At 55.4% G+C, this 24,590-nt stretch carries 20 protein-coding genes; 16 read left to right on the plus strand and 4 right to left on the minus strand.

The window, feature by feature from the left end; translation table 11 throughout:
* Window positions 1–51 precede the first annotated feature (51 nt).
* Complete coding sequence (locus ABD949_RS01520; RefSeq protein ID WP_425576716.1) at window positions 52–2,520, minus strand: S9 family peptidase; 2,469 nt, start codon at window positions 2,518–2,520, stop codon at window positions 52–54.
* Between the two features lie 215 nt (window positions 2,521–2,735).
* Here ABD949_RS01520 and ABD949_RS01525 point away from each other — a divergent pair, with 215 nt between their 5' ends.
* The 3 genes from ABD949_RS01525 to ABD949_RS01535 all read left to right on the plus strand — a co-directional run bounded on the left by ABD949_RS01525 (window position 2,736) and on the right by ABD949_RS01535 (window position 6,464).
* Window positions 2,736–3,608, plus strand: coding sequence for a PE-PGRS family protein (locus ABD949_RS01525; RefSeq protein WP_345239907.1), 873 nt, complete (start codon window positions 2,736–2,738; stop codon window positions 3,606–3,608).
* 93 nt (window positions 3,609–3,701) lie between these two features.
* Entirely contained in the window at window positions 3,702–5,198 is a 1,497-nt protein-coding gene (crtD, locus tag ABD949_RS01530; RefSeq protein WP_345239909.1) for a 1-hydroxycarotenoid 3,4-desaturase CrtD, read from the plus strand.
* A gap of 81 nt (window positions 5,199–5,279) precedes the next feature.
* The gene (locus tag ABD949_RS01535) at window positions 5,280–6,464 is read left to right on the plus strand and encodes a cation:proton antiporter (protein ID WP_345239910.1); all 1,185 of its coding nucleotides are present in this window, start codon (window positions 5,280–5,282) and stop codon (window positions 6,462–6,464) included.
* Here ABD949_RS01535 and ABD949_RS01540 read toward each other — a convergent pair.
* Window positions 6,455–6,766, minus strand: a complete 312-nt coding sequence (locus tag ABD949_RS01540) for a hypothetical protein (RefSeq protein WP_345239911.1) — start codon at window positions 6,764–6,766, stop codon at window positions 6,455–6,457. The two genes, ABD949_RS01535 and ABD949_RS01540, sit on opposite strands and share 10 nt — an antisense overlap.
* 99 nt (window positions 6,767–6,865) lie before the next feature.
* On the opposite strand from ABD949_RS01540, the gene nhaD reads away from it, so the two are divergent.
* The 7 genes from nhaD (at window position 6,866) to ABD949_RS01575 (ending at window position 17,750) form a co-directional block, all read left to right on the plus strand.
* Entirely contained in the window at window positions 6,866–8,167 is a 1,302-nt protein-coding gene (nhaD, locus tag ABD949_RS01545) for a sodium:proton antiporter NhaD (protein WP_345239912.1), read from the plus strand.
* Window positions 8,168–8,296: 129 nt separating this feature from the next.
* Complete coding sequence (locus ABD949_RS01550) at window positions 8,297–9,709, plus strand: M16 family metallopeptidase (protein ID WP_345239913.1); 1,413 nt, start codon at window positions 8,297–8,299, stop codon at window positions 9,707–9,709.
* Between the two features lie 33 nt (window positions 9,710–9,742).
* Window positions 9,743–11,833 carry an insulinase family protein gene (locus tag ABD949_RS01555; protein WP_345239915.1) on the plus strand — a complete coding sequence of 697 codons (2,091 nt, stop codon included), beginning with the start codon at window positions 9,743–9,745 and terminating at the stop codon, window positions 11,831–11,833.
* A 114-nt stretch (window positions 11,834–11,947) separates the two neighbouring features.
* Complete coding sequence (locus ABD949_RS01560; RefSeq protein ID WP_345239917.1) at window positions 11,948–13,636, plus strand: M14 family metallopeptidase; 1,689 nt, start codon at window positions 11,948–11,950, stop codon at window positions 13,634–13,636.
* Between the two features lie 21 nt (window positions 13,637–13,657).
* A complete protein-coding gene (locus ABD949_RS01565; RefSeq protein WP_345239919.1) occupies window positions 13,658–15,409 on the plus strand; it encodes a M14 family metallopeptidase in 1,752 nt (583 codons plus the stop codon).
* Window positions 15,410–15,519: 110 nt separating this feature from the next.
* On the plus strand, window positions 15,520–16,572 hold the full coding sequence (locus ABD949_RS01570; protein ID WP_345239921.1) for a serine hydrolase domain-containing protein: 1,053 nt from the start codon (window positions 15,520–15,522) through the stop codon (window positions 16,570–16,572).
* Window positions 16,573–16,610: 38 nt separating this feature from the next.
* On the plus strand, window positions 16,611–17,750 hold the full coding sequence (locus ABD949_RS01575; RefSeq protein ID WP_345239923.1) for a 5-(carboxyamino)imidazole ribonucleotide synthase: 1,140 nt from the start codon (window positions 16,611–16,613) through the stop codon (window positions 17,748–17,750).
* 97 nt (window positions 17,751–17,847) lie between these two features.
* On the opposite strand, the gene ABD949_RS01580 is transcribed toward ABD949_RS01575, so the two are convergent.
* Window positions 17,848–18,687: a fumarylacetoacetate hydrolase family protein gene (locus tag ABD949_RS01580; protein WP_345239925.1), complete on the minus strand. Its 840-nt coding sequence runs from the start codon at window positions 18,685–18,687 to the stop codon at window positions 17,848–17,850.
* A gap of 135 nt (window positions 18,688–18,822) precedes the next feature.
* Here ABD949_RS01580 and ABD949_RS01585 point away from each other — a divergent pair, with 135 nt between their 5' ends.
* The 5 genes from ABD949_RS01585 to ABD949_RS01605 all read left to right on the plus strand — a co-directional run bounded on the left by ABD949_RS01585 (window position 18,823) and on the right by ABD949_RS01605 (window position 22,260).
* Window positions 18,823–19,149 (plus strand): ArsR/SmtB family transcription factor, encoded by a 327-nt coding sequence (locus tag ABD949_RS01585; protein WP_345239928.1) that lies wholly within the window; start codon window positions 18,823–18,825, stop codon window positions 19,147–19,149.
* A gap of 251 nt (window positions 19,150–19,400) precedes the next feature.
* A complete protein-coding gene (gene arsN2 / locus ABD949_RS01590; protein ID WP_345239930.1) occupies window positions 19,401–19,838 on the plus strand; it encodes an arsenic resistance N-acetyltransferase ArsN2 in 438 nt (145 codons plus the stop codon).
* A gap of 33 nt (window positions 19,839–19,871) precedes the next feature.
* Window positions 19,872–20,717, plus strand: coding sequence for an arsenite methyltransferase (locus ABD949_RS01595; protein ID WP_345239931.1), 846 nt, complete (start codon window positions 19,872–19,874; stop codon window positions 20,715–20,717).
* Between the two features lie 25 nt (window positions 20,718–20,742).
* A complete protein-coding gene (locus ABD949_RS01600; protein WP_345239933.1) occupies window positions 20,743–21,156 on the plus strand; it encodes an arsenate reductase ArsC in 414 nt (137 codons plus the stop codon).
* Between the two features lie 24 nt (window positions 21,157–21,180).
* On the plus strand, window positions 21,181–22,260 hold the full coding sequence (locus ABD949_RS01605) for an ArsO family NAD(P)H-dependent flavin-containing monooxygenase (protein WP_345239935.1): 1,080 nt from the start codon (window positions 21,181–21,183) through the stop codon (window positions 22,258–22,260).
* Here ABD949_RS01605 and ABD949_RS01610 read toward each other — a convergent pair.
* Window positions 22,247–23,089 carry a helix-turn-helix domain-containing protein gene (locus ABD949_RS01610; RefSeq protein WP_345239937.1) on the minus strand — a complete coding sequence of 281 codons (843 nt, stop codon included), beginning with the start codon at window positions 23,087–23,089 and terminating at the stop codon, window positions 22,247–22,249. The two genes, ABD949_RS01605 and ABD949_RS01610, sit on opposite strands and share 14 nt — an antisense overlap.
* Before the next feature lie 137 nt (window positions 23,090–23,226).
* Here ABD949_RS01610 and ABD949_RS01615 point away from each other — a divergent pair, with 137 nt between their 5' ends.
* Window positions 23,227–24,588: a TolC family protein gene (locus ABD949_RS01615; RefSeq protein ID WP_345240051.1), complete on the plus strand. Its 1,362-nt coding sequence runs from the start codon at window positions 23,227–23,229 to the stop codon at window positions 24,586–24,588.
* The last annotated feature ends 2 nt before the right edge of the window (window positions 24,589–24,590 follow it).

Genomic DNA, 24,590 nt, shown 5'->3' on the forward strand with positions numbered 1-24,590 from the left:
TGCAGATCTCAGATTAGGTGGGCGGTAACTGTTCCTGATGGTGCCCACCACCTACTTACTACCTCCCACCGTACTAGCCTTATTGGCGGTGGAGGCATCGGCGTTCCTAACGTACTTGTCCAGCCAGCCGTTCATTTCCCACAACATATGCAGTAAGGATTCTTTAGCCGTGTAGCCGTGGCTTTCGTACGGCAGGAATACCAGCCGGGTATTAGCCCCGAAGCCTTTCAGGGCATTGTAGTAGCGCTCCGACTGGATCGGGTAGGTTCCGGTATTATTGTCAGCTTCGCCGTGCACCAGCAGCAGGGGCGTTTTCATTTTATCGGCGTTCATAAACGGCGACATCCGGTTGTACACCTCTGGTGCCTGCCAGTAGGTACGCTGCTCATTCTGGAAGCCGAAGGGGGTTAGTGTCCGGTTATAGGCACCCGAGCGGGCAATACCCGCCCGGAACAGGTTGCTGTGGCTCAGCAGGTTGGCCGTCATAAACGCGCCGTACGAGTGGCCACCAACACCAACGCGGCTGGGATCAACCACGCCAAGCCGGACGCCTTCGTCGATGGCGGCTTTGGCGCTGGCAACCAGTTGATCTACATACGTATCATTGGGTTCCTTGTCGCCTTCGCCCACAATTGGGATAGAGGCATTATCCAGCACGGCATAGCCCATTGCCGCAAAAATAGCGGCCCCCATCGGGTATACGCGGTTGAACTGGTAGGGTGAACCGGATACCTGACCAGCCGCATCTTTGCTCTTGAACTCGGCTGGATAGGCCCACAGGAATGTCGGCAGCGGGCCGTTCTCTTTTTTGTAGCCGGCCGGCAGATACAGCGTAGCGGTCAGATCCACGCCATCGTTACGCTTGTAACGGAGCTGCTGTTTCTGAATCCCTTTCAGTTGTGGATACGGGTGCGGGAAGGCCGTTACCTGCGTCAGCGGGTTAACTTTTTTCTTCGCGTTCAGGTTACGTATGTAATAATTCGGGTTCTCTTCCGGCGTCTCGCGGGTGGTCAGGATCAGGCCTTTGACGGCATCCAGCACGGCAACAGGGCGCTCGAATACCGGCGCTTCTGACCGCCAGAGCGGCCGCGTCTGCTTGGTAGTCAGGTTTAGTACACCTACGAATGGCCTGTCCCCTTCGGGCGACGCACCAGTCGCGTTTACCATCAGGATGTCGTTGTTCGGCAGGATGTTCAGCACTTCGCGGCCGTACTGGTTCTTGCGGGTATCAAACTGGCCGGGGTTGCCGTAACGATCCTCCGAGGAGCGATCGAATAAGGTGGTTGCCTGCCAGGTGGCCGGATTGACCAGCCGGGTTACCGATTTGCGGGTCAGCCACCAGCGTTCCGTAGCAATGGCGGTCGTCTCATTGCCCCACTCAAAGCCCGTGAAGCGGTTGGCAGCTGCGTAAATTTCTTTGGGTTGAGCCGTAAACGGCGCTTCGAGCCTGAATACTTTATCTCGAACGTCAACTTTGCGCTTGGGGTCGCCACCATCCTGCGCTTCTACGTAGGTAATGGTTGCCGGTGCATCGGCCCGCCATTCGTAGTTACGCGGTCCGGTCTGTACGGCATCCGGCCCCCAGGGTATGTTCTCCTGCAACGGGCTGTCGTGCAGCGTTTTTACCAAAGTACCGGTTATGGCGTAAACGTCCGACTTCAGCGGAAACCGGTATACCGGGACCAGGTAGGAAAAAGGCCGGTGTGAGGTTTCCACCAACACAAACCGTCCATCCGGAGAAGGCGAGGCATCCTGCACCATACCCGGTTGCCCAATAGCCTGCACGGAACCGTCCAGCCCCAACCGTACTACCTGCGCGGTTGCGTGATACTCAAATATCTTTTCGTCGGAGGGGTTCTTTAACAGATCCTGGTAGGTAGCGGCCTGCGCTTTGGTGCCCCGGTTCTCCTGAACGGCAGGTCCCGTTGGCACCCTGTTTTCCGCCGGAGCCGGGCCGCGACCGGCCGGCATGGTTTTCGCTACCAGGCTTTTGCTGTCGGACACCCAGCGGAAGGGCACGCCATAGGCGGCATTCAGGGCCAGGTCGGTAACGCGCCGGGCGGTAGCCGAGGCCACATCGGCCACGTACAACTCTATTTTGTTGTCGGTCGAATGGGCAAAGGCAATCTGGGTCTCGTCAGGTGACCATTGCACGTAACTGATACGCGGCTCTGCCGGCATACCTTTAATAGCGACCTCCTCCTTACCCGACAGCTTTTTCAGCTTCAGCCCATTGATATAGCTGACGCGGCTGGGGCCATTGTTAGCCGGATTGATGCGCAGGCCAGCCAGCCGTAGTTCCGGCTGCGACAGTTCGGCGATGGTTGGATTGGCCGCCCGCTCCATAATAAGCAGGTAATCGCCCTTTGAGGTAACGCTGACCGTTGGTGTTGGTGGTACGTTGACCAGATCGGCCAAGGCCTTGGGGGGCGTCTGATACCCGGCCGCGTCCTGAGCCTGCAACGCTGGTGCCGACAGCAGTAACCCTACCAGGAGGCCTTGGGCTGCCCGCCGGGGCATGGTGCCGTTCATAGACCCGATGAAGTGCGTGTTAAATTGCATAGTAAAGATTAGGTTAAACAAAACTTCTGAAAACCAAATGTACGGACTGGAGACCCTACCGTTAGATAAGTAGGCATGTTTTCCATTCTACTGTCACTAAATATTCATACGTTTCTAAACCTTTACTGCTTCATATTACTTTATTTAGCAACTCTTTTTGACTATGACTATCCATGCGACTTATCCTGACATTGTTTTTTGCGTTACTGGTCCAGGCCTGTAATCTGACGGCAGTACAAACGTCGGAGGCACGATTTTCCAGTGACCCCACGGCTTCGGCAATTCAGGCCGGTCAGATCGACGAAGCATCCGGTCTTGTCGACAGCCGCAGTATGCCCGGAAACCTATGGGTGCAGGAAGATAGTGGAGCGCCGGGGGTGCTCGCGCTGCTGGGCCACAACGGACAGGTAAAGGGGAAAACCGCTATACCAAATGCGCAAAACCGCGACTGGGAAGATATTGCCGTAGGCCCCGGACCCCAGTCGGGCATCACGTACCTGTACATTGGCGATATTGGTGATAACGGCGGACAGCAACAGACTTATACCATTTACCGGCTGCCCGAACCTAAAAGCCAGAACGAACCGGTTACCCAGGTGGACCGCATCACGTTCCGTTACCCCGATGGTTCCCGTGACGCCGAAGCCTTGTTGCTGGACCCCAAAACACGCGATTTGTGGGTTGTTACAAAGCGGGAAGAAAATGCGCAACTGTTCCGGCTCCCCTACCCACAAAGTACCACCGAGGTCACCACCGCCCAGGCGTATGGGGAGATCCCGCTGGTATCGGGTGTTACGGGTGGTGATATTTCACCCGACGGCAGTGAAATTCTGCTTCGCAGCTACCTGAGCATTATGTACTGGAAGCGCCAGGGCGATGAACTGCTGGCCGATGCGTTACAGAAACGTTCACCGCGTTCTCTTCCCTACCGCATTGAGCCACAAGGCGAGGCTGTCTGCTTCGACCGGGACGGACGGGGCTATTTTACCCTGAGTGAACGGAACAATGCTGCTTCTGTTTCGTTGTACTACTACCCACGAAAGTAGTTAAGAGTGAAGAATTAAGACGGGGCCGCCCGGCGGTTAGCTGACGCCGAACTTTCAACTCATCACTCTTAATTCATAACTCATCACTCAATAATGACTGCTGCCATCATCGGTGCTGGGATCGCCGGCATTGCGGCTTCGATCCGGCTGGCTGTTCGGGGCTATTCGGTCGATGTCTTTGAAGCGAACGCCTACCCAGGCGGTAAACTTTCCAGCTTTGAGCAGAATGGCTACCGGTTCGATGCCGGCCCCTCCCTGTTTACGATGCCTCATCTGGTCGATGAACTGTTCCGGCTGGCCGGCCGTAACCCACAGGACTATTTTGAATACAATCGCCTGGACGAAACTTGCCGCTATTTCTGGGACGATGGCACCCAGCTGACCGCCTGGGCCGACCACGAGGCCTTTGGCCGGGAAGTGGAAGCGAAGTTGGGGGAACCCGCCGGACACCTGCACGCCCACCTGAAAGACAGCGCGCAGAAGTTTGACGTCACTGAAAAGCTGTTCCTGCACCGGTCGTTGCATAAGGCTTCTACCTGGCTCAACCGAGATGCCCTGCGCGGTTACTGGCACCTGCCCCGTCTAGGTGTGTTTGGTACCATGAATGGTGCCAATGAACGGCGATTCCGGAACCCTAAACTGGTGCAGCTCTTTAACCGCTACGCCACCTACAACGGCTCCGACCCCTACCAGACCCCGGCGTTGATGAACATCATTCCGCACCTGGAGTACAACATCGGCGCGTTTTTTCCCAAAGAAGGCATGATCGGCATCACCAACAGTCTGGTGAAGCTGGCCGAAGACCTGGGGGTACGGTTTCACTACAACACGCGCGTAACAGAAGTAGTGACGGAAGGGAACAAAGTGGTGGCGTTACGCCTTAAGCAGGGGGGCAAAACAGCCAGTCTCCCCACGGCCCACGCCCCAGGTCCCCTGCAATTCAACGTAGTTATCTCCAACATGGACGTAGTCAATACGTTCCGAAAGCTGCTGCCGACCGCCCGGCAGCCGGAGCGGATTCTGAAACAACCCAAATCCAGTTCGGGGCTTATCTTCTACTGGGGTATCCGGCAAACGTTTCCGCAGCTGGGCCTGCACAACATCTTCTTCAGCAACGACTACAAAACCGAGTTCGACTACCTGTTCCACCGGCATGAGCTGTACCAGGACCCGACCATCTACCTGAACATAACGTCCAAGCACAAACCCGACGATGCGCCCCCCGGCTGCGAAAACTGGTTTATCCTGCTAAACGCCCCCAACAATACCGGCCAGGACTGGGATGCCATTATCACCGAAGCCCGGCAGAACGTTATCCGGAAGCTCAGTCACAATCTGGGCGTCGACCTAGCCCCGCTGATCGAAACCGAGGCTATTCTGGACCCGCGCAGCATTGAGTTCAAAACGTCCAGTTCGCAGGGTGCCCTCTACGGAAACAGTTCCAACAACCGTTTTGCGGCCTTTCTGCGCCATGCCAACTTTTCGCGTGAGTTCGATAATCTGTATTTTGTGGGCGGCAGCGTGCATCCGGGCGGGGGCATTCCGTTGTGTCTGCTGTCGGCTAAGATTGCGACGGAGATGATAGGGTAGAGGGGGCGTACGTTACCGGCAAGTTACCAAAATTGCCTAACTTGCGCGTATAGTAGATTTTGTAGCCCACCGCTCAACCGCATGGATTCATCCTATTGGATTATTATTCTGAGCCTGTCGGTCCTGATTTCGTATATCTTCGACTTGCTTAGTAGCCGATACAAGACCCCATCTGTCATTTTGCTGCTGGCCCTGGGAATGATCATTCGCCAGGCTACCAACTACCTTGAGGTCCAGCTCCCGTTTATCGACCAGACGCTGGCTCTGTTAGGGCAATTAGGCCTGATCCTGATTGTACTCGAAGGGGGCCTGGATCTGGAGTTGCAACCGGAACGGTACGGGTTGATCCGGCGAACGTTTCTGATGGCGCTTTCCTCCATCGTTATCACCTCCCTGCTGATCGCCACTACCCTCTACCTTCTACTGGAAGAATCTTTTGACAAATGCCTGGTCAACGCCACCCCCTTTGCCGTGATCAGCAGCGCTGTGGCTATCCCGAGCGTCCGGAATCTGGCGTATGCGCAACGGGAGTTTGTGACGTATGAGTCCTCTTTCTCAGACATTCTGGGGGTGATGCTGTTCAACTTTCTGGTGCTTAGCAGTGAGTCATCCGTATTCGATGCCTCGTTTGTATTCGTCCGTGACACGGTGCTGATGGCCGTTATTTCGCTGGTTTGCTGCTTTCTGCTGTTGTACCTGATCAGCCGGATCAACCACCCGGTCAAATTTCTGCCCATCATTTCGGTGCTGTTTCTGGTGTACGCCATCGCCAAGATTTACCAACTGTCGTCGCTGTTGCTTATTCTGGTCTTTGGATTATTTCTGAACAATACCGAGTTGTTTATCAAAGGCAGGCTCGACCAGATCTTTAAGAATGATTTGTTTGAGCGGGAACTGGACCAGCTCAAAAACCTGACCACGGAAGGTGCGTTTGTTGTGCGCACGTTTTTCTTTCTGCTGTTCGGCTATGCCGCCAATGCGAAAACCATGCTCGATATGGATGCGCTGATCGTCAGTCTGATTTTTGTGCTGGTTGTGGTGGGTGTGCGCTTCCTAACGTTGCGGGCTACCTTTCGCGGCTCCATCTACCCCATTCTCTGGATTGCGCCACGAGGTCTGATCACGATTTTACTCTACCTCGGTATTCCGCCAAAACTGATGTTGACGGGGTTTCGGGAAGGCATTCTGATGCTGGTGGTTATCTTTTCGGCATTGGTCATGATGGTGGGCGTGATTACGCACAAACCCAACACCAATCAGATGTAATGCCGGAAGTTGAACCAGGGGCGGCCCGGCAGATAGCCCAGATCCTTTTCATGGGTATAAGCCTCCCGCTCGAAGCTGATGTTGCGGTAGGCGATATAATGATCCCGGTACTGCCACCGACGGATGAGGTATTCAATTAAATACCAGATGTAAAACGGCAGGATACCCAGTTCCAGTTGCTGCCGCAGATGGACCCGCTCGTGGTTGATTAGCACCGGATTAGGATCAGGCCGTCGGACCAGCACCAGCGGAAAAAGCGCCATCCCTTCGACCCACAAAAAAGGCACCCGAATCACCAGCATCGTTAATTAATTTTATTCTAATTCTAATTATTCCGTTCAGAGCGGCCTAATTTTAACCCGCTATAACCAAGGTTGGTTCAACCAACCACCCATTCTACTATGCTAATTTCCATTGTTGCTGTTTTTGTAATTGGTTACCTGCTTATCGCCCTTGAACACCCCATTCGCCTGAACAAGTCCGCTTCTGCCCTGATTACGGGCGTGGTTTGCTGGACAATTTACGCGCTGTCGACCGGTAACATCGAGCATACCGTAACGGAATTATCCGAACACTTAGCGGAAATTTCCGAGATCCTGTTCTTCCTGCTGGGTGCCATGACCATTGTGGAACTGGTGGATGCCCACGAAGGATTTAACCTGATCACCGACCGTATCTCCAGCCGCAACACCCGCATGCTACTCTGGATCATCAGCATATTGTCCTTCTTTCTGTCGGCGCTGCTCGACAACCTCACTACGTCGATTGTGATGATCTCCGTGCTGCGCAAACTAGTCCGTAACCCCGAACAGCGACGGCTGATGGCCGGGATGATTATCATTGCCGCCAACGCGGGCGGGGCCTGGTCGCCCATTGGTGACGTAACAACCACCATGCTCTGGATCGGCGGTCAGATTACCACCGTCAACATCATCATGACGCTGCTGATACCAAGTATCGTGTGTATGGTGGTACCCTTAACGGTACTCACCTATCAGTTTAAGCCGGGCGCTCAGGGCGATGTCGGGACCGCAAAGCACGGTATCAGCCGACCGTACGTATCTCCCTTAAAGCGCCGGGACCGGGCCGTTATGCTGGCCGCCGGCATTGGTGGGCTGCTGTTTGTACCGGCCTTCAAAACCATTACGCACCTGCCTCCGTACATGGGTATGATGCTGTCGCTGGGTATTGTCTGGGCCATCTCCGAATTTATCCACGCCGACAAAGATGACGAAGACAAAAAGCGTTTCTCGGCCGCGCATGCCCTATCCAAGATCGATGCTCCCAGTATTCTTTTCTTCCTCGGTATTCTGCTGGCGGTAGGCGCGTTGCAGGCCATTGGCCTGCTGCGTACGCTGGCCGTTTCGCTCGACAATGCCGTGGGTAACCTGGACCTGATCATCTTCCTGATCGGTATTGTCTCGGCCATCGTCGATAACGTACCGATTGTGGCGGCTGCTATGGGTATGTACGACTTGGCCACCTATCCTACCGATTCTAAAATGTGGGAGTTTCTGGCCTATTGCGCCGGTACGGGTGGTAGTTTACTGGTTATTGGTTCAGCCGCGGGTGTTGCCGTAATGGGTATGGAAAAGCTGGAGTTTATGTGGTACATCCGGAGAATCAGCTGGCTGGCCCTGATTGGCTACGTTGCCGGAGCCATCACCTACCTGGGGCTGTATTCCATTCTTCCGCATGGCTGAGTGGCCTGCCACTGGTGGAGGGATAGTACCGTTGATATAGCAACCCTGCGGTTTCTCTACTAAACTACCATTTTAATCGTTATTTTTGAAGAATTCTGGAACGAGTAACCAACCTGTGACTCTCTTACTATGAGAAAATTAGTGCTATGCGTTGCCCTCAGCCAATGCCTGTTATGGTCGGCTGGTGCGCAAACGCCTAAAACAACGTCGAAGGCCGCTCCCAGGCCGTCGGCAACCGCTTCATCACAAACCCAGGGCCGCATTAAATTTACCGAATACGATCTGCCGAACGGCCTGCACGTGATCCTGCACCAGGACAACAGTACCCCGCTAGTAGCTGTGACGGTGATGTACCATGTCGGCTCGAAGAACGAAAAGCCCGGCCGCTCCGGTTTTGCGCACTTTTTTGAGCACCTGATGTTTGAAGGCTCGGAAAATATCAAGCGTGGCCAGTACATGAAAACGGTCGAAGGTGCCGGCGGGCAGCTAAACGCCAACACGTCCAACGACCGGACCTTCTATTACGAAGTGATGCCCTCCAACAAGCTTGAGCTGGGCCTGTACCTGGAATCAGAACGGATGCTGCACGCCAAGATCGACGAAACCGGCGTAAACACCCAGCGGGAAGTTGTCAAGGAAGAACGCCGGCAGCGCTACGAAAACCAGCCATACGGCTCGTTCTTTCCGGAAGTACTGAAGCGGGCGTACAAAGTTCACCCCTACAAATGGGCCCCGATCGGCTCCATGGAAGACCTGAACGCAGCCAAGATTGAGGAGTTCCGGGACTTCTATAAGGAGTTTTACGTACCCAACAACGCTATTCTGTCCATTGCCGGCGACATCAACATCGAGCAAACCAGGCAGTTGATCGAGAAGTATTTTGCGGAGATTCCCAAAGGAACCAAACCCATCTACCGTCCTAATGTAAAAGAGCCGGAGTCAAAGCAGGAAGTGCGCGATGTTGTGTACGATAACATTACGCTGCCCGGCGTATTCCAGGCCTACCATATGCCGGCGCAGGGCACCCCCGACTATTACGCCCTGAACGTGCTCACTACCCTGCTGGCCGACGGCGAAAGCTCCCGGTTGAACAAGGAGATTGTTGACAAACAGCAGAAAGCCCTGCAAACAAGCGTGTTCCCGCTGGCGCTGGAAGACCCCGGTTTGTTCATCACCATCGGTATTGCCAATATGGGCACCAAGGCCGAAGAGCTGGAAGCCGCCATCAATGCCGAAATGGAGCGCGTAAAAAAAGAACTGGTTTCGGACCGGGAATTTCAGAAGGTGAAGAACCAGATTGAATCCGACTTCGTAACGCGCAACGCCCGTGCAGCGGGTATCGCCGAAAACCTGGCCAACTACAGGATGTACTTCGGCGACGCCAATCTGATCAACACTGAACTGGAGCGATACAATAAGGTCACCAAGGAAGACCTGCGCCGGGTAGCCAATAAGTACCTGACTAAGGAGAACCGGGTGGTGCTGTATTACCTGCCCAAATCAATGGAGCCGAAGAAAGCAGCGGAAAGTAAAGGAGAATAAACGGGCTCAACAGTTTTTCAATTGATTTTTAGCATGAAAGCATATATCAAACACACTTTTCTGACGGCTTCGCTGGCGGCTCTGGTTACGACGGGGTTCGCGCAGAAGCTGGATCGGACCAAACTACCAGCCGATGCCCCGGCTCCGGTTATTCAGTTAGCCAATCCGGAATCGTTTACCCTCGCCAATGGGCTGCGGGTATTTGTGGTGCAGAACAACAAGCTGCCCCGCGTGGCCTTTAACCTGCTGCTCGACTACGAGCCTATTCTGGAGGGCGAAAAAGCAGGTTACGTCAGCATTGCCGGCGACCTGCTGAAGACCGGTACCAAAACACGCACGAAAGACCAGATTGACGAAGCCGTCGATTTTATTGGGGCCACCCTGAGCACTTCGCCCACGGGTATCTATGCCGCTTCGCTAAAGAAACACACCAATCAGTTACTGGAACTGATGGCCGACGTGCTGCTGAACCCCAACTTCACGCAGGCGGAGCTGGACAAGCTGAAAAAGCAAAATATCTCGGCCATTGCTTCCCGCAAGGACAACCCCAACGCTATTGCCTCGCTGGTTAGCAATGCGGTGATGTATGGCAAGAACCACCCGTACGGCGAAACCGCTACGGAGGAGACGGTTAATAAGGTGACGCTGGAGGATGCCCGGACGTTTTATAATACCTACTTCCGGCCCAACATCGGCTACCTGGCCGTAGTCGGTGACATTACCCCCGCCGAAGCCCGGACCCTGGTGGAAAAGTATTTCAGCAAGTGGCAGCGGGGCGACGTGCCGAAGCCCACCTATACTATGCCGAAGGCACCGGAGAAAACCAAGATCGTGCTGGTCGACCGGCCGAGTGCGGCTCAATCGGTCATTGCGGTGGTATCTCCGGCTGAGTTGAAGCCCGGTGCCCCCGATGCGATCCGGAGCAGCCTGATGAACGATATTCTGGGTGGCGGTGCCACGGCCCGTCTGTTTATGAACCTGCGCGAAAAGCGCGGCTATACTTACGGGGCAAACTCTTCGCTGACGTCTGACCGCCTGATCGGCCGTTTCCGCGCCGGTGCCAGTGTCCGTACCGCCGTTACCGATAGCGCCGTGGCTGAGCTGATGAATGAGTTGAGAGCCATCCGGGAAGGTAAGCCCAGCGAAGAAGAGCTGAAGCGGACCAAAAATATCTTCTCCGGCAACTACGTTTTCTCGCTGGAAAATCCGCAGACCATCGCCAACTACGCCATCCGGACGGCGCAATACGGGCTACCGGCTGACTACTACGCCAATTACCTGAAGAACGTCGAGAAGGTGACGGATGCCGAGATTCAGCAGATGGCCCAGAAGTTCATCGACCCGAGCCGGGTTTACATTGTGGTGGTGGGAAAAGGCTCCGAGATTGCCGATAAGCTCAAGCGCTTCGGCGATGTAGAGTACTACGACACGCAGGGTAATAAGGTAAATGCCCCAGCGCCTGCCAAAGCGGCTCCGGTAGGTATGAACGCCCAGCAGGTGATTGACAAATACATTGCGGCTATCGGCGGTAAAGAAGCGCTGGCGAAAGTGAACGACATCACCGTAACCCTGACGACCGAAGTACAGGGACAGGCTATGGAGATGGTTCGGAAGACGATGTCACCCAACAAATCGTCGATGGTCGTTAACGCCATGGGTATGGAAGTGGTCAAAATAATCAGCGACGGCACCAAGGTCTCCATGATGCAGATGGGCCAGGGCCGGACGCTGGAAGGCAAAGAAGCCCGGCAGATCACCCTGACCAGCGGGACGTTCCCCGAACTGCGGATGGCCCAGAATGGCGTAAAAGCCACCCTGGCCGGCACCGAAAAAGTAAACGGCAAAGATGCTTACAAAGTGGTGTACACCACCGACGAAGGCATCACCTGGACCGATTTCTTTGATTCAGAATCCGGCCTCCGGGTGCAGCAGATTACCACCCAGCCTGGTCCCCAGGGCGAGATGCAGGTGCCGGTCAGCTTTAGCGACTACAAAGAAGTAAACGGCATCAGGTTTCCGCATACCATCCAGCAATCAATGGGCCCCATGCAGTTGACGCTCAATGTGAAGAAGATTGAGGTCAATAAGGGTCTGAAAGACGCTGAGTTCGAGATCAGGCAGTAAGTCACAGCCTGCTTTTTTCGACTATACAGCCGCACCCCGGACGCTGGGGTGCGGCTTTTTTATGGGTTTTCTCTAATTTTAAGGTTTCACTTATTTTCAACCCACTTCATTTGCATGACATACCGATTGTTATCGGCTTTGCTCGTCAGTTGGCTCACTGCTGATGCCATTCTGGCCCAGACGCCTACCACTTCGTATATCAATCACGCCCAGTTAACCACCCGATTGCGGGCACTCACCGGCCGGCATGGCGGACTGTCGTCGCTGCAATCCGTGGGCAAGTCCCGCTCCGGCAAAGACATCTGGCTGTTAACCATCGGCCGGGGTCCTGCGGCCGGCAAGCCCGCGGTTGCCGTTGTAGCCGGCGTCGACGGCACGCACCTGGCCGGCACCGAACTGGCCGTCCAAACCGCCGAGAAACTCCTGGCGGCCGCCAATCAGGATAGCGTAGCCCGGCTGCTGGACAGCAAAACCTTTTACTTTTTCCCCAGCATCAACCCCGATGCCCAGGAGCAGTTCTCGGCCCGCCCCCGCTACGAGCGCAGCGGCAACGGGGCCGATACCGACGATGACCGCGACGGTCGAAACAACGAAGACCCGTTTGAAGACCTCAACCGCGACGGGCTGATTACCCAGGTGCGCGTTGAAGACCCGACCGGCACCTTTATTCCCAGCAAAGAAGACCCCCGCGTGCTGGTAAAAGCCGATCCCGCCAAAGGCGAAACCGGCCGCTACATCGTCATTACCGAAGGCATTGATAACGACAAAGACGGCTCCTTCAATGAGGATGGCGCCGGTGGTATTGCGCTGGACAAAAATTTTACGTTTGATTACCCCTTCTTTACCCCCGGTTCGGGTGAGATGCCGGTATCGGAGCCGGAAAACCGTGCGCTGCTCGATTTCCTGTACAAAGCGCCCAATGTCTATGCAGTGCTTACGTTCGGCCCATACAATAATCTGTCGGAAGCCCCTAAGTTTGACCGGGCCAAAACCACCAAGCGCATTATAACGGGTTTGCTGGAAAAAGATGCCACGGTAGGCGATCAGGTGTCTAAACTGTACAACGGCCAGACCGGCCTGAAAGACGCCCCGGCCATGCCGGCTACCAGGGGCAACTTCGCCCAGACCGCCTATTACCATTACGGCCGGTTCAGCTTCTCGACGCCCGGCTGGTGGCTACCCAAAACCGATAACACCGCCGGTACCCCGCGTGATACCACCAGACGTGAACCGGCCCGTAATGCCGGTGCGGGTACTCCGTCGACAAATGAAGAGGTGCGTTACCTGAAATGGGCAGCCGCCAACAACATCAGCGACGCTTTTGTCAACTGGACACCCATTGAGCATCCTGACTTCCCCGGCCGGAAAGCAGAGGTAGGCGGTATCGCACCTTTTGCCAAACTGAACCCTCCGGTAACCCTCCTCAACGAGAGTGCCGATAAGCACGTCCGGTTCCTCACGGCGCTGGCCCGTCAAATGCCGGTTATCGACATTGTCAATGTCCGGACCGAATCGTTGTCAGGTGGCCTGACGCGGGTAACGGCGCAGGTAATAAACCGGGGCCTGATGCCAACCGGCACCGAAATTGGCGACCGGGTACGGTTTGTGCCTAAAATGAAAGTAGAGTTGAAAACGGGTAACGGCCAGTCGGTCGTGTCTGGTCGGCGGATGGTGCTGCGCGGCCCAATGGCGGCCGGCGAATCCATGGAAGTATCGTTCCTGGTCAACGGTACCGGCCGCGCCATTCTCGAAGCCGGCAACGCCATGACCGGCACCAAAACGGTAGATGTTACCCTTCGCTAACCCTGCGTGCATCCTCAAATTATGAAAAAAATCTTTATTCTGGCTCTCAGCAGCCTGCTCACCATACCCTCATTTGCCCAGCAGAAACCCGCCCAAAATGACGAACTGACGGGCATGCGTGCCATTGGTTCGCCAGCCAATCCTAAAGTACCGATGCGCTGGAACCACTACAACGATTACGCTGGCATCACCAAGTTCTGCCAGGACATGGCCAAGGCGCATCCCAACCTCGTCAAATACGAGTCGATGGGCAAAACCGTGCAGGGTCGGGATCTTTGGGTGCTGATCGTAACGGATACAAAAACGGGCAATGCCGATCGCAAACCCGGGTTTTACATTGATGGCAACATCCACTCCAACGAGTTGCAGGGCTCCGAAATCGCCATGTATACCGCCTGGTACCTGGCCGAAAACTTCGGGAATGCCGAGTACATTACCCAGTTGCTGAAGGACAAGGTGTTTTACATCGCCCCCTCCATCAACCCCGACGCCCGCGAAGACTTTATCCGGAACCCAAACAACGCCAACTCGCCCCGATCGGGTATGCTGCCGCTGGACGATGATGGCGACGGCTACGTTGATGAAGATAAATTCGATGATCTCGATGGTGATGGCAACATTGTGATGATGCGCCGGAAATCACCCGTTGGCCGCTGGAAGCAGGACCCCAACGACCCCACGCGCATGATTCCGGCGAAGCCCGAGGAGCCCGGTGAGTACGAAATGCTGGGTTACGAGGGTATTGACAACGATGGCGACGGGCTGGTCAACGAAGACCCCGTTGGCTCCTACGATCCCAACCGCGACTGGGGCTGGGGCTGGCAGCCGAACTACGTCCAGAACGGAGCACTGTACTACCCCGGCACTCTGCCTGAGACACAGGCTATTAAGAAGTTCATTATGAGTCATCCGAATATTGCCGGAGCCCAGAGCTACCACAACTACGGTGGTATGTTCCTGCGCGGGCCGGGTGCTGAAGAAGATCAGCAGTACTATTCACCCTCGGATATTGCCGTGTATGACGTCATCGGCAAAACCGGGGAGAAAATCATTCCCGGCTACAATTACTACGTCATCTACAAAGATCTGTACACCGTATACGGGGGTGAAATTGACTGGCTGGCATTGGGCCGGGGCATCTTCACCTTCTCTAATGAGCTGATGACGTCCAACATGCTGTTCCGGCAGAAAAATAATGAGAATCGGTTCAATAATAATGAGTTCAACGAGTTCAGCAAGTACCTGCTGTTCGATGATGCCTACGTTGCCTGGAAGTCGTACAAGCACCCGCAGTACGGGGATATCGAGATAGGCGGTTCGAAGAAGAACTTCATCCGAAATCATCCCGGCTTTATGCTGGAGGAGGATGCTCACCGCAACATGGCGTTTACGCTTTTTCACGCGTACCAGACGCCTAAGGTGGACGTGCATTCGATTACGGCACGCTCGCTCGGTAATGGCCTGACGGAGGTAACGGCGCTGGTAGTTAATCAGCGCGTCATCCCGACACACTCGGCGCATGATGTGAAGTACAAAATCGAACGGCCGGATTACATCACGCTCAAGGGAGCCAATGTTATTGCCGCCATGGTGGTCGAAAACGCCGATATGAACCTGGCCAGGGAGCAGAAAAACAACCCCGCTACCATTGAGGTGCCAAACATTCCCGGTATGGGTTCCGTCCGGGTTCGCTGGCTTGTGCGGGGCAGTAAAGATAAATACACGGTAGAGGTTGACAGCCGTAAAGGTGGTTTGGTGGAGAAAACGCTGTAATATAGCCCAGGCCCGGCCGAAAGCATTTGTCCGGGCCTGGTTCTCAACCTATTCACACGCTTGACTATTCTGTTACCTATGGCTACCTTTCGATCTTAAACGCAGCCTGTATGATACGTTTGGCCTGCCTCCTGCTGTCGCTGACCGCAATCTTATCCTGCCGATCTCCCAAAGACGTTACGCCCAGAGTCTACAACTTTGAGCCTGTCACGGAGGTATTGCTGGATAGTATTGCCCGGTACCGGGGCAATGTGCTGGTGCTGGTAAGTCAGGCGGAGAGGCCGGTTTATGAGTTCGAGCTGGCCATGAACAAGCGGGAAGCCATCCCGCTCGCTTCGGCCACCAAGTGGCTGTCAGGTGCCGTCATTATGGCGCTGGTTGACGAAGGTAAGCTCTCTTTAAATGATACCGTTGGTAAATACCTGCCCAATTTCACCCGCTACGGTAAAGGCCATATTACCCTCCGGCAGCTGTTTTCGCATACCTCCGGTCTGCCCGGCAATACCCCGCAGGGTTTTGAGGTGCGCCGGGTGCTGACGCTGGCGCAGGCCGTTGATTCCATTGGCCGCACTACCAAACTGCTCTCCACACCCGGCACCGCCTTTTTCTACGGCGATCTGGGTATGCATGTCGCCGGCCGGATGGCCGAAGTAGCCTCCGGCAAAAGCTGGCCGGTGCTATTCAAGGAAAAAATTGCCCAGCCCTGTAATATGCTATATACGGTGTATACAAACGGGAATAATCCCGGCATTGCTATTGGCGCGGCCTCGGTCGGACCAGACTACCTCAACTTTCTGGAAATGCTCGTTAACAACGGGGTATACGAAGGACAGCGGGTATTGAGTGAAGCTGCTATACAGGAGATGGAAAAAGACCAGACCAACGGCGCGAGCATGGCGTACACGGTGTATCCGCAGAATCCGTATACACCAACGGGCGTTCAGACACCACTGCGGTACGGCATTGGCGTATGGCGGGATGTAACTAACCCCGGTTCCAGTACCCCTACCGAAGTAAGTTCACCGGGAATTTTTGGGGTACACCCGTGGATAAACCGGAAGCAGAAGATCGCCGGTATTATTTTTACCATGTCTTCGTACGGCGATACCTGGCTCACCAGCCTGAAAGTACGGGAATTAATCAGAAAAGAGGTCGGACAATAAGGCTTATCCCTATTTTTGCGGGACGATTCAACACCCGCATGATCTCATCACTTTCTTCTCAGACGATTGGCATTTTAGGTGGAGGGCAGTTGGGGCTAATGCTCCTGCAGGCCGCCATTGACTGGAACCTCCGGGTCCATATCCTCGACCCCGACGCCGAAGCCCCCTGCCGCCACCTGGCTACCTCGTTCCAACAAGGCTCACTCACCGACTACGATACCGTCTACCAGTTTGGTCAGTCAGTGGATGTGCTGACGATCGAAATTGAAAAGGTAAACGTCGACGCCCTGGAAGCGCTCGAACGGGAAGGCAAAAAGGTATATCCGCAGCCGTCGGTTATCCGAACCATTCAGGACAAGCGCGTTCAGAAGCAGTTTTTCCGGGACCACAACCTGCCTACCGCCGATTTTATCCTCACCGACGACCGTGGACACGTCACGCAGTTCACCGAATTCCTGCCGGCCTTCCACAAGCTCGGCCGCGACGGCTACGACGGCCGGGGTGTACAACGCATAGCCTCCGCCGACGAAGTCCATAAGGCGTTCGATGCGCCGGGTGTGCTGGAAAAAGCCGTAGATTTTAACAAAGAGCTGGCCGTCATCGTCGGCCGCAACGAGCGGGGTGAGATGATGACCTTTCCGACGGTCGAGATGGTCTTTCACCCGGAGCAGAATCTGGTGGAATATCTGTTTGCGCCGGCCGAAATACCCGAAGCCGTCAATCAGCAGGCACAGGACATTGCCCGCCAAACCGCCGAAGCCTTTGGTATTGTAGGATTGCTGGCGGTGGAGATGTTCCTGACAAAAGACGGAGACGTTCTGGTCAATGAAGTAGCGCCCCGACCGCACAATAGCGGCCACCACACCATCCGGGCCAATGTCACCTCACAATATGAGCAGCACTGGCGGGCCATTCTGAACCTTCCGCTGGGCGATACCACCGCCTACCAGCCGGCCGCCATGGTTAACCTGCTGGGCGAACCCGGCCATACCGGCCCGGCCCGCTACGAAGGGTTCGAGCAACTGCTGGGTATGCCGGGTGTCTTTCCTTTCCTGTACGGCAAAGCCATTACCAAACCCTTCCGCAAAATGGGGCACGTTACCGTGATGGATACCGACCTGGAACGGCTGCGGCAGAAGGTCGCGGAGGTAAAACAGTGTGTGCGGGTGGTATCTTAGTGTTTTTGTCCTGCTGACGCAGGAAGCATCTTAAGGGTTGGTCTACACATAAGATGCTTCCTGCGTCAGCAGGACAAAAACCTCAGCAGGACAAAAGCTACTGAACAACCGTATTTTCCAGCGCTCCTACCCCGTCAATGGTAATCCGAACCACATCGCCGGGCTGTAAGGTGAAATTGTCAGGAGGAACGATACCCGTACCGGTCATCAGGTAGCAGCCGTGAGGAAAGGACAGCTCACGGAACAGGAACGAGGCCAGTTCGTCATGTTTCCGCTTCATACGGTCAATGCGGATGCTTTCATCGAAAGCGGGTTGGCCATCCCGCAAAATCTGCAGCCGGATGGTCGTATCAGAAGGAATTGGCTCCTGCGGTATATACAGGCAGGGGCCGATGGCGGCACTACCGTCGTAGGTCTTGGCCTGGGGCAGGTACAAAGGGTTCTCGCCTTCGATGTCGCGGGAGCTCATGTCGTTGCCGCAGGTGTAACCCACAATTTTCCCCGAACTGGTAATAAACAGGGTCAGCTCCGGCTCCGGCACATTCCAGTTTGAATCCTTCCGAAGCCGCACCGCATCGCCCGAACCAACGGCCCGCGCTGCGGTAGATTTGAAGAACAATTCAGGCCGCTCGGCATCATACACCCGCTCGTAAAAATCTCCACCCCCGGCATCTTTCGATTCCTCCATGCGGGCGTTACGGCTACGGAGATAGGTTACCCCCGAGGCCCAGATTTCCTGCTGGCCGATGGGCGGCATGAGTTCCTGCTCCGTCCAGCGCCGGTACTCGTCGGAAGCGGCCGTGGAAAGGACTTCGCGTTGCAGAAAGTCGTGAAGGTTGTCTTCATTGACCAGGTAATCCCAGTCGTCAGATGGGGCGCGGAAGAAACGGGAATCGTGCTCAACCACAATGCCGGAGCGGGTTCTATAGAGTTTCATACCCGGTAAAGAAATTTTTTATTTTTTTTTACCATAACTGAACCTTTCATCGTAATATTGCGATATAATAATCGAGACACTAATACATACTAGGTATTTAACAAAATCCGGCTGCTTTGCCAGCCGGGACAAAGGATGGGCGTTACGAAAACGGAAGTATTTACGGCGGAACAGAACCGCATCGCCGATCTGGCCAAAGCGCTGGCGCACCCGGCGCGGGTAGCCATTCTGCAGCATCTGATTGCGACCAAAAGCTGCGTTTGCGGAGATTTGGTCGATGAACTACCCATTGCGCAGGCTACTGTGTCGCAGCACCTGAAAGAGTTGAGCCGGGTTGGCCTGATCAAAGGCAGCGTCAACCCGCCACGGGTATGTTATTGCATCAACGAACCCGTATGGGAAGAGGCAAAAGCGACATTGGGAGCTTTTTTGGACGCCTTCACCGGTAATACCTGTTGCTGATTTTTTTTGCCCTTATTTATCGTAAAATTACGATGACGTTGTACGAAATTTTTGTTTTACCTGTAAATTGATAAACCATGAACAACGAGAATTGCTGCGAACAAGGCTGCTGCACCCCTGAGTGCTGCGGTGGTGCTATCTGCGACTGTTGCGGTGACAGCCCGTGCTGTTAAGCCCGATTACGGGAAGATTACGGGAGTGTAATCTTCCCTTTTTCTAAAACTTCAACCTTCTTATCCCTATTAACCTGTATGGCTATCCACATAAAACCCGCTCAACCTGACCACCAGCCTACGGTATCGGCGCTTTTAGAGTCTGTTCAGCTCCCTGTCAACGATTTACCTACTGGCCTGCCGGGCTTTATTGTCGCCCTGGATGACGAACGCCTGATTGGCTCTGCCGGCGTTGAATCCTTTGAAAGCATCGGACTGCTTCGTTCAGTAGCCGTCGACCCTGACTACCGCGACCACAAACTGGGCCGCCGGCTCGTCGATGCCGTTCTGGAGACTGCCCGACAACAAGGCGTTCGGGAGGCTTACCTGATCACCACCACCGCCGACCAATACTTTGAGCGATACGGCTTTGAACGCGTTGAGCGCAACACCGTTCCATCGCCGGTAGCCGCTACACAGCAGTTCAGCCAGCTTTGCCCGGCCTCAGCTGTCGTCATGAAGAAATCATTAGTTTAAACCTTATCTATTCACACCAAAACAACCTTTCATATGGCAACGTCCACAGAACTCAAAGAAATCGTTAAGCAGAAGTACAGCGAAATCGCGCAAAGCGAACCATCCTCCGGCCCGGTCACCAGTTGCGGCTGCGGCTGTAGCTCCGAAGCCAGCGTACCAACCTCCTGCTGCAGCCCGGCTACGGACCTGCTGGAAGGTATTCAGATGGCCGAAAGCTACCAGAACATGGAAGGCTATGTTTCTGGCGCCGACCTTGGCCTCGGCTGCGGTCTGCCGACGCAGTTTGCCCAGATCAAACCCGGCGACGTGGTGGTTGACCTTGGCTCGGGTGCCGGCAACGACTGCTTTGTTGCCCGCGCCGAAACGGGCGAAACCGGCCGCGTAATTGGCCTCGACTTTACCGAAAAAATGGTCAGCCGCGCCCGCCAGAACGCCGAAGCGCTTGGCTACACCAACGTGGAATTTGTGCTCGGTGACATTGAAACCATGCCCCTGCCCAACAATCTGGCCGATGTCGTTGTCAGCAACTGCGTGATGAACCTGGTACCGAACAAGCGGAAAGCGTTTGAGGAGACATACCGGATTCTGAAGCCCGGTGGTCACTTCAGCGTATCGGATATTGTGCTGGAAGGCGATCTGCCGGAGGGGCTGCAACGTGATGCCGAACTGTATGCCGGTTGCGTTTCCGGCGCTATTCAACTGACAGATTATCTGGCGGTGGTTGACGAAGCCGGATTCCGGAACATCCGGCTTCAGAAGAAACGGGAAATTCATCTGCCCGAAGACGTCCTGCGAAACTACCTCAGCGAAGCCGACATTCAGGCCTATCGTGAGGAAGGTAAAGGAATTTTCAGCGTAACAGTTTATGCCGAAAAGTAAACCTGCTGATTCAATCTAAACACGCATGAATATTCTGGTCCTTTGTACGGGCAATTCCTGCCGCAGCCAAATCGCTCACGGCTATCTGCAACACTTCGCCGGTGACCGCGCTACGGTGTACAGCGCCGGGGTAGAAACCCACGGTCTTAATCCCAGGGCGGTAACGGTCATGGCCGAAGACGGCATCGACATCGCACAGCATACCTCAAACCACGTGGACGAGTACCAGCATGTGGATTTCGATTTTGTCATTACCGTCTGCGATAACGCCCGGGAGCGCTGCCCGTACTTTCCTTCGACCGCGCAGACGTTTCATTATAACTTTCCCGACCCGGCTAAGGCTACGGGGACACCGGACGAGATAATGGACCAGTTCAGGGCCGTGCGAGACCAGATTAAGCAGTATAGCCGGCAATTTGTTAACGAGTATATGTCGTAACTACCAACTACGGAATAGCTCAGCATGAATGCTCACAGGCACTTTGATACCATTATCATCGGCGGTGGCCAGTCCGGACTGGCTACCGCTTACCACCTGCGCCGGTACACCAGCAACTACCTGATTCTGGACAACCAGCCGCAGCCGGGCGGTGCCTGGCAACACGGCTGGGATTCGCTGCGGCTGTTTTCGCCCGCCGAAGCCAGTTCGCTACCCGGCTGGCTCATGCCGTCGGCCCAGGAGGGCTTTCCTACCCGCCTTGAGGTAATCACTTACCTGACGCAGTATGAAAAACGGTACAACCTTCCCGTTCTGCGTCCGGTGCAGGTAGAAACGGTGGAACACCACGAAGATATGTTTGTACTGCACACCAACCAGGGCGAGTACAGAACCCGAACGCTAATCTGCGCGACAGGTAACTGGAGCAATCCCTACTGGCCTTACTACCCCGGTCAGGAGCTGTTCAGCGGCACACAACTGCACTCTGCCCAGTACCGCTCACCCGATGAATTCCGGGGCAAAAAGGTCCTGATTGTCGGGGCCGGCAATTCGGCCGCCCAGATTCTAGCCGAAGTATCCCGTGTAGCTACTACCCAATGGGTGACGCTGGACGAGCCCAACTTTCTGCCCGATGAGGTTGATGGCCGGCAGCTGTTTCAGGCGGCTACTGCCCGGTATAATGCCGCCCAACAGGATGGGTCTGCCCCACCGCCGGGCGGGTTGGAGACTATTGTGATGGTCCCCAGCGTAAAGGAGGCTCGCGAGCGCGATGTACTGCACGCCCGCCGGCCATTCATTAGCTTACTTCCTGATGGCGTCGTCTGGCCGGATGGTACGCCGGAGACTATTGATGCGATTATCTGGTGTACAGGGTTTCGGCCGGCACTGCACTTCCTGAGACCGCTGGGCGTCGTAGAAGAGGATGGCAAGGTAGCTACGGAAGGTACCAGAGCCAGTCGCCAGCCCGGCTTATGGCTGGTCGGCTACGGCGGCTGGACGGGCTTCGCTTCCGCCACGCTGATTGGCGTCAACCGCTCGGCGCGGCAAACGGCCGGTGAGGTGAATGAATATCTGCAAAAGCAGGCCGCGCCTACAACTGATTAGCGGATTTAAACTGCTTGGGCGTCTGGCCTATGTACTTTTTGAAATACTTAACGAAATGGGACGGGTCGCCAAAACTGAGCTGGTAGGCGATTTCGGAGATGGTATGGTCGGTATGCAACAGGTACCGCTTCGACTCCAGGATTACCTGCTCCGCAATAAGCTCACTCGCTTTCTTTCCGCTGACCCGCCGGCAGATGGCATTTAGGTTTTGCGGGGATACGCCGAGTTGACAGGCGTATTCATATACCCGCTGCGAAATGGGTCCACCCGGTTTCCGGAGCAGACTCAGGAACTTCCGGAATAGCTGTTCGCTGCCGGCCGCGACCGTCGCTACTGCTTTCCGGTTCTGGAGTAAACGCGCAAACAACACCTGCAACAGCCCCTGCAGCACTACCTGCGAATGAGGAGTAGGGTTCAGGTACTCTTTTTCAATTTCGAGCAGCAGCAGATGCACGTCGGCCCCGACACTCAGCGAAATTTCCTGCTCCAGTTCCTTCAACAGATTGAACAGATGCGCGTCGTGAATGGCGTGTACCCATTCCTCCTTAAACAGCACGGCAAACCCTTTCGGAACTCCGGTAAACTGCCAGCAGTGTAACTGCCCCGGCTTCAGCACATACGCCGTCGGCGGAGCAACCTGGAAAGGCTCGGCATCGAGCCAGTGAAAGCCGGCTCCCTCAAACAACACGATTATCTCGTAGTAGTTGTCATGCTTATGCGGCCGGGTGCGCTTAATGAGCTCCTTAAACCGTGACACCTTGAAGAGCTTGTCCGGCTCAAGCTTATTTTTCACCTCAAACGATGATGCGGTAACGGTAAGTGGCTGCATACGGGAATGTGCTACGTGCGTTTTTCAAAAATACCAAACAAACCTTTCTTTTTACCATGGTCGGCCGGTGAACTGGCTTATTTTTGTCTGTATTTAAAAAGAAACCACAAACCTGTATCTCCTCTATTTTGCTTCTGATGACTCCGCAGTACCTCTGCCGGATTATAGGGCTGCTGTTGCTTTCGGGCTCCGTAGCCGCCCAATCAGCAACCCAGTTACAAACGCTGCTGCAACAGGCTGAAAAACGATACCCGTCGCTGAACGCCAAACGATACGAAGCCGACGCCACCCGGCAGCAGACGAACGTCCTGAAGACCTCGCTCCTGCCGTCGCTGGATGCCACGGCACAGGCCAATCTGGCTACCTACAATAACCTCACCGGCATGTTTTACCCGGCCGGTTTGCTGCCGATTAGCGGTCCGCCTTCCACGGGTAATAATGCGCAGCCAGTTGCCGGCAGTGCTGCCAGCTTCCTCATGAACTGGTCGCCGTTTACGTTCGGGTACCTCGATAGCCGGATGGCCGTGGCCGAAGCCGAATTGGCAGTGAAGCTGGCCGAAGGGTCTGATGAGCGGCTGCGCATTGTAGCTAGCGTAGCCAAAGCCTACCTGGATGCCCTTCTGCAACAGGAACTGGCCCGGCTGGCCGGGCGTAATACCGCCCGCGCCGACTCGCTGCTCCGGCAGGTACGAACGCTGGTCCGGCAGGGCCTTCGTCCCGAACTGGACACAGCCCTGGTCCGGTCAGAGCTAATCCGCGCGGAAGTCGAGCAAATCAACGCCCAGGCCGCAGCCGACCAGGCCCGCCTGACGCTGGCAGAGTGGATCGCTACCCCTGACACTACCTTTGCCCTGACCGACACCCAGTTGCTAGCCAGATTACCCCGCACCCAGCCGGCAGCGAATACCGACCTGCATCCCGCCGAGCAAATCGGCAAGACGCAGGTTGATCTGGAACTGGCGCGAAGAACGCAGATTCGCCGGTCGTACCTGCCCCGGCTTACCTTCTGGGGCACAACCTACGCCCGTGGCTCCGGCATCGATTACCGGGGTGAAGTGAATACGTGGGAAGGGCTGGCCTTTAGCCGGTTCAACTACGGTGCCGGTGTTCACCTAACAGTCCCCCTGCTCCGGGCCGCCGAACGCACGGCCCTGCTGTCGCAGCAGGATTTTCGGCGTCAGGCGGCCGCCGAGCGGCTCAACCAGACCCGGCTCACGCTGGATGGTCAGCGCCGGTCGGCCGCGCTGCTCCGGCAGCAGACCGAACAGGTAGCCCGGCGACTGCCGCTTCAGGTGCAGGCTGCGCAACAGGCGTATACGGCCCTGCAGGTTCGGTACCAGACCGGGCTGGTCAGCCTCACCGACGTTATCCAGACGCAATACGCGCTGCTCAAGGCCGAAAGTGACAATCAGGTGGCTACGCTGGCCGTTTGGCGGGCATTGCTGCTCGAAGCTTACGCCAGGGGCGACCTGTCTTATTTTTTACAAGCTCTTGACTAACG

This window comes from Nibrella saemangeumensis (assembly GCF_039541915.1).
Classification (GTDB): domain Bacteria; phylum Bacteroidota; class Bacteroidia; order Cytophagales; family Spirosomataceae; genus Nibrella; species Nibrella saemangeumensis.

Excerpts from the sequence above, each read along its gene's own strand:
- ABD949_RS01520 (WP_425576716.1), bottom strand. The coding sequence starts at position 2,520 with ATGCCCCGGCGGGCAGCCCAAGGCCTCCTGGTAGGGTTACTGCTGTCG.
- ABD949_RS01525 (WP_345239907.1), top strand. The coding sequence starts at position 2,736 with ATGCGACTTATCCTGACATTGTTTTTTGCGTTACTGGTCCAGGCCTGT.
- crtD (WP_345239909.1), top strand. The coding sequence starts at position 3,702 with ATGACTGCTGCCATCATCGGTGCTGGGATCGCCGGCATTGCGGCTTCG.
- ABD949_RS01535 (WP_345239910.1), top strand. The coding sequence starts at position 5,280 with ATGGATTCATCCTATTGGATTATTATTCTGAGCCTGTCGGTCCTGATT.
- ABD949_RS01540 (WP_345239911.1), bottom strand. The coding sequence starts at position 6,766 with ATGCTGGTGATTCGGGTGCCTTTTTTGTGGGTCGAAGGGATGGCGCTT.
- nhaD (WP_345239912.1), top strand. The coding sequence starts at position 6,866 with ATGCTAATTTCCATTGTTGCTGTTTTTGTAATTGGTTACCTGCTTATC.
- ABD949_RS01550 (WP_345239913.1), top strand. The coding sequence starts at position 8,297 with ATGAGAAAATTAGTGCTATGCGTTGCCCTCAGCCAATGCCTGTTATGG.
- ABD949_RS01555 (WP_345239915.1), top strand. The coding sequence starts at position 9,743 with ATGAAAGCATATATCAAACACACTTTTCTGACGGCTTCGCTGGCGGCT.
- ABD949_RS01560 (WP_345239917.1), top strand. The coding sequence starts at position 11,948 with ATGACATACCGATTGTTATCGGCTTTGCTCGTCAGTTGGCTCACTGCT.
- ABD949_RS01565 (WP_345239919.1), top strand. The coding sequence starts at position 13,658 with ATGAAAAAAATCTTTATTCTGGCTCTCAGCAGCCTGCTCACCATACCC.
- ABD949_RS01570 (WP_345239921.1), top strand. The coding sequence starts at position 15,520 with ATGATACGTTTGGCCTGCCTCCTGCTGTCGCTGACCGCAATCTTATCC.
- ABD949_RS01575 (WP_345239923.1), top strand. The coding sequence starts at position 16,611 with ATGATCTCATCACTTTCTTCTCAGACGATTGGCATTTTAGGTGGAGGG.
- ABD949_RS01580 (WP_345239925.1), bottom strand. The coding sequence starts at position 18,687 with ATGAAACTCTATAGAACCCGCTCCGGCATTGTGGTTGAGCACGATTCC.
- ABD949_RS01585 (WP_345239928.1), top strand. The coding sequence starts at position 18,823 with ATGGGCGTTACGAAAACGGAAGTATTTACGGCGGAACAGAACCGCATC.
- arsN2 (WP_345239930.1), top strand. The coding sequence starts at position 19,401 with ATGGCTATCCACATAAAACCCGCTCAACCTGACCACCAGCCTACGGTA.
- ABD949_RS01595 (WP_345239931.1), top strand. The coding sequence starts at position 19,872 with ATGGCAACGTCCACAGAACTCAAAGAAATCGTTAAGCAGAAGTACAGC.
- ABD949_RS01600 (WP_345239933.1), top strand. The coding sequence starts at position 20,743 with ATGAATATTCTGGTCCTTTGTACGGGCAATTCCTGCCGCAGCCAAATC.
- ABD949_RS01605 (WP_345239935.1), top strand. The coding sequence starts at position 21,181 with ATGAATGCTCACAGGCACTTTGATACCATTATCATCGGCGGTGGCCAG.
- ABD949_RS01610 (WP_345239937.1), bottom strand. The coding sequence starts at position 23,089 with ATGCAGCCACTTACCGTTACCGCATCATCGTTTGAGGTGAAAAATAAG.
- ABD949_RS01615 (WP_345240051.1), top strand. The coding sequence starts at position 23,227 with ATGACTCCGCAGTACCTCTGCCGGATTATAGGGCTGCTGTTGCTTTCG.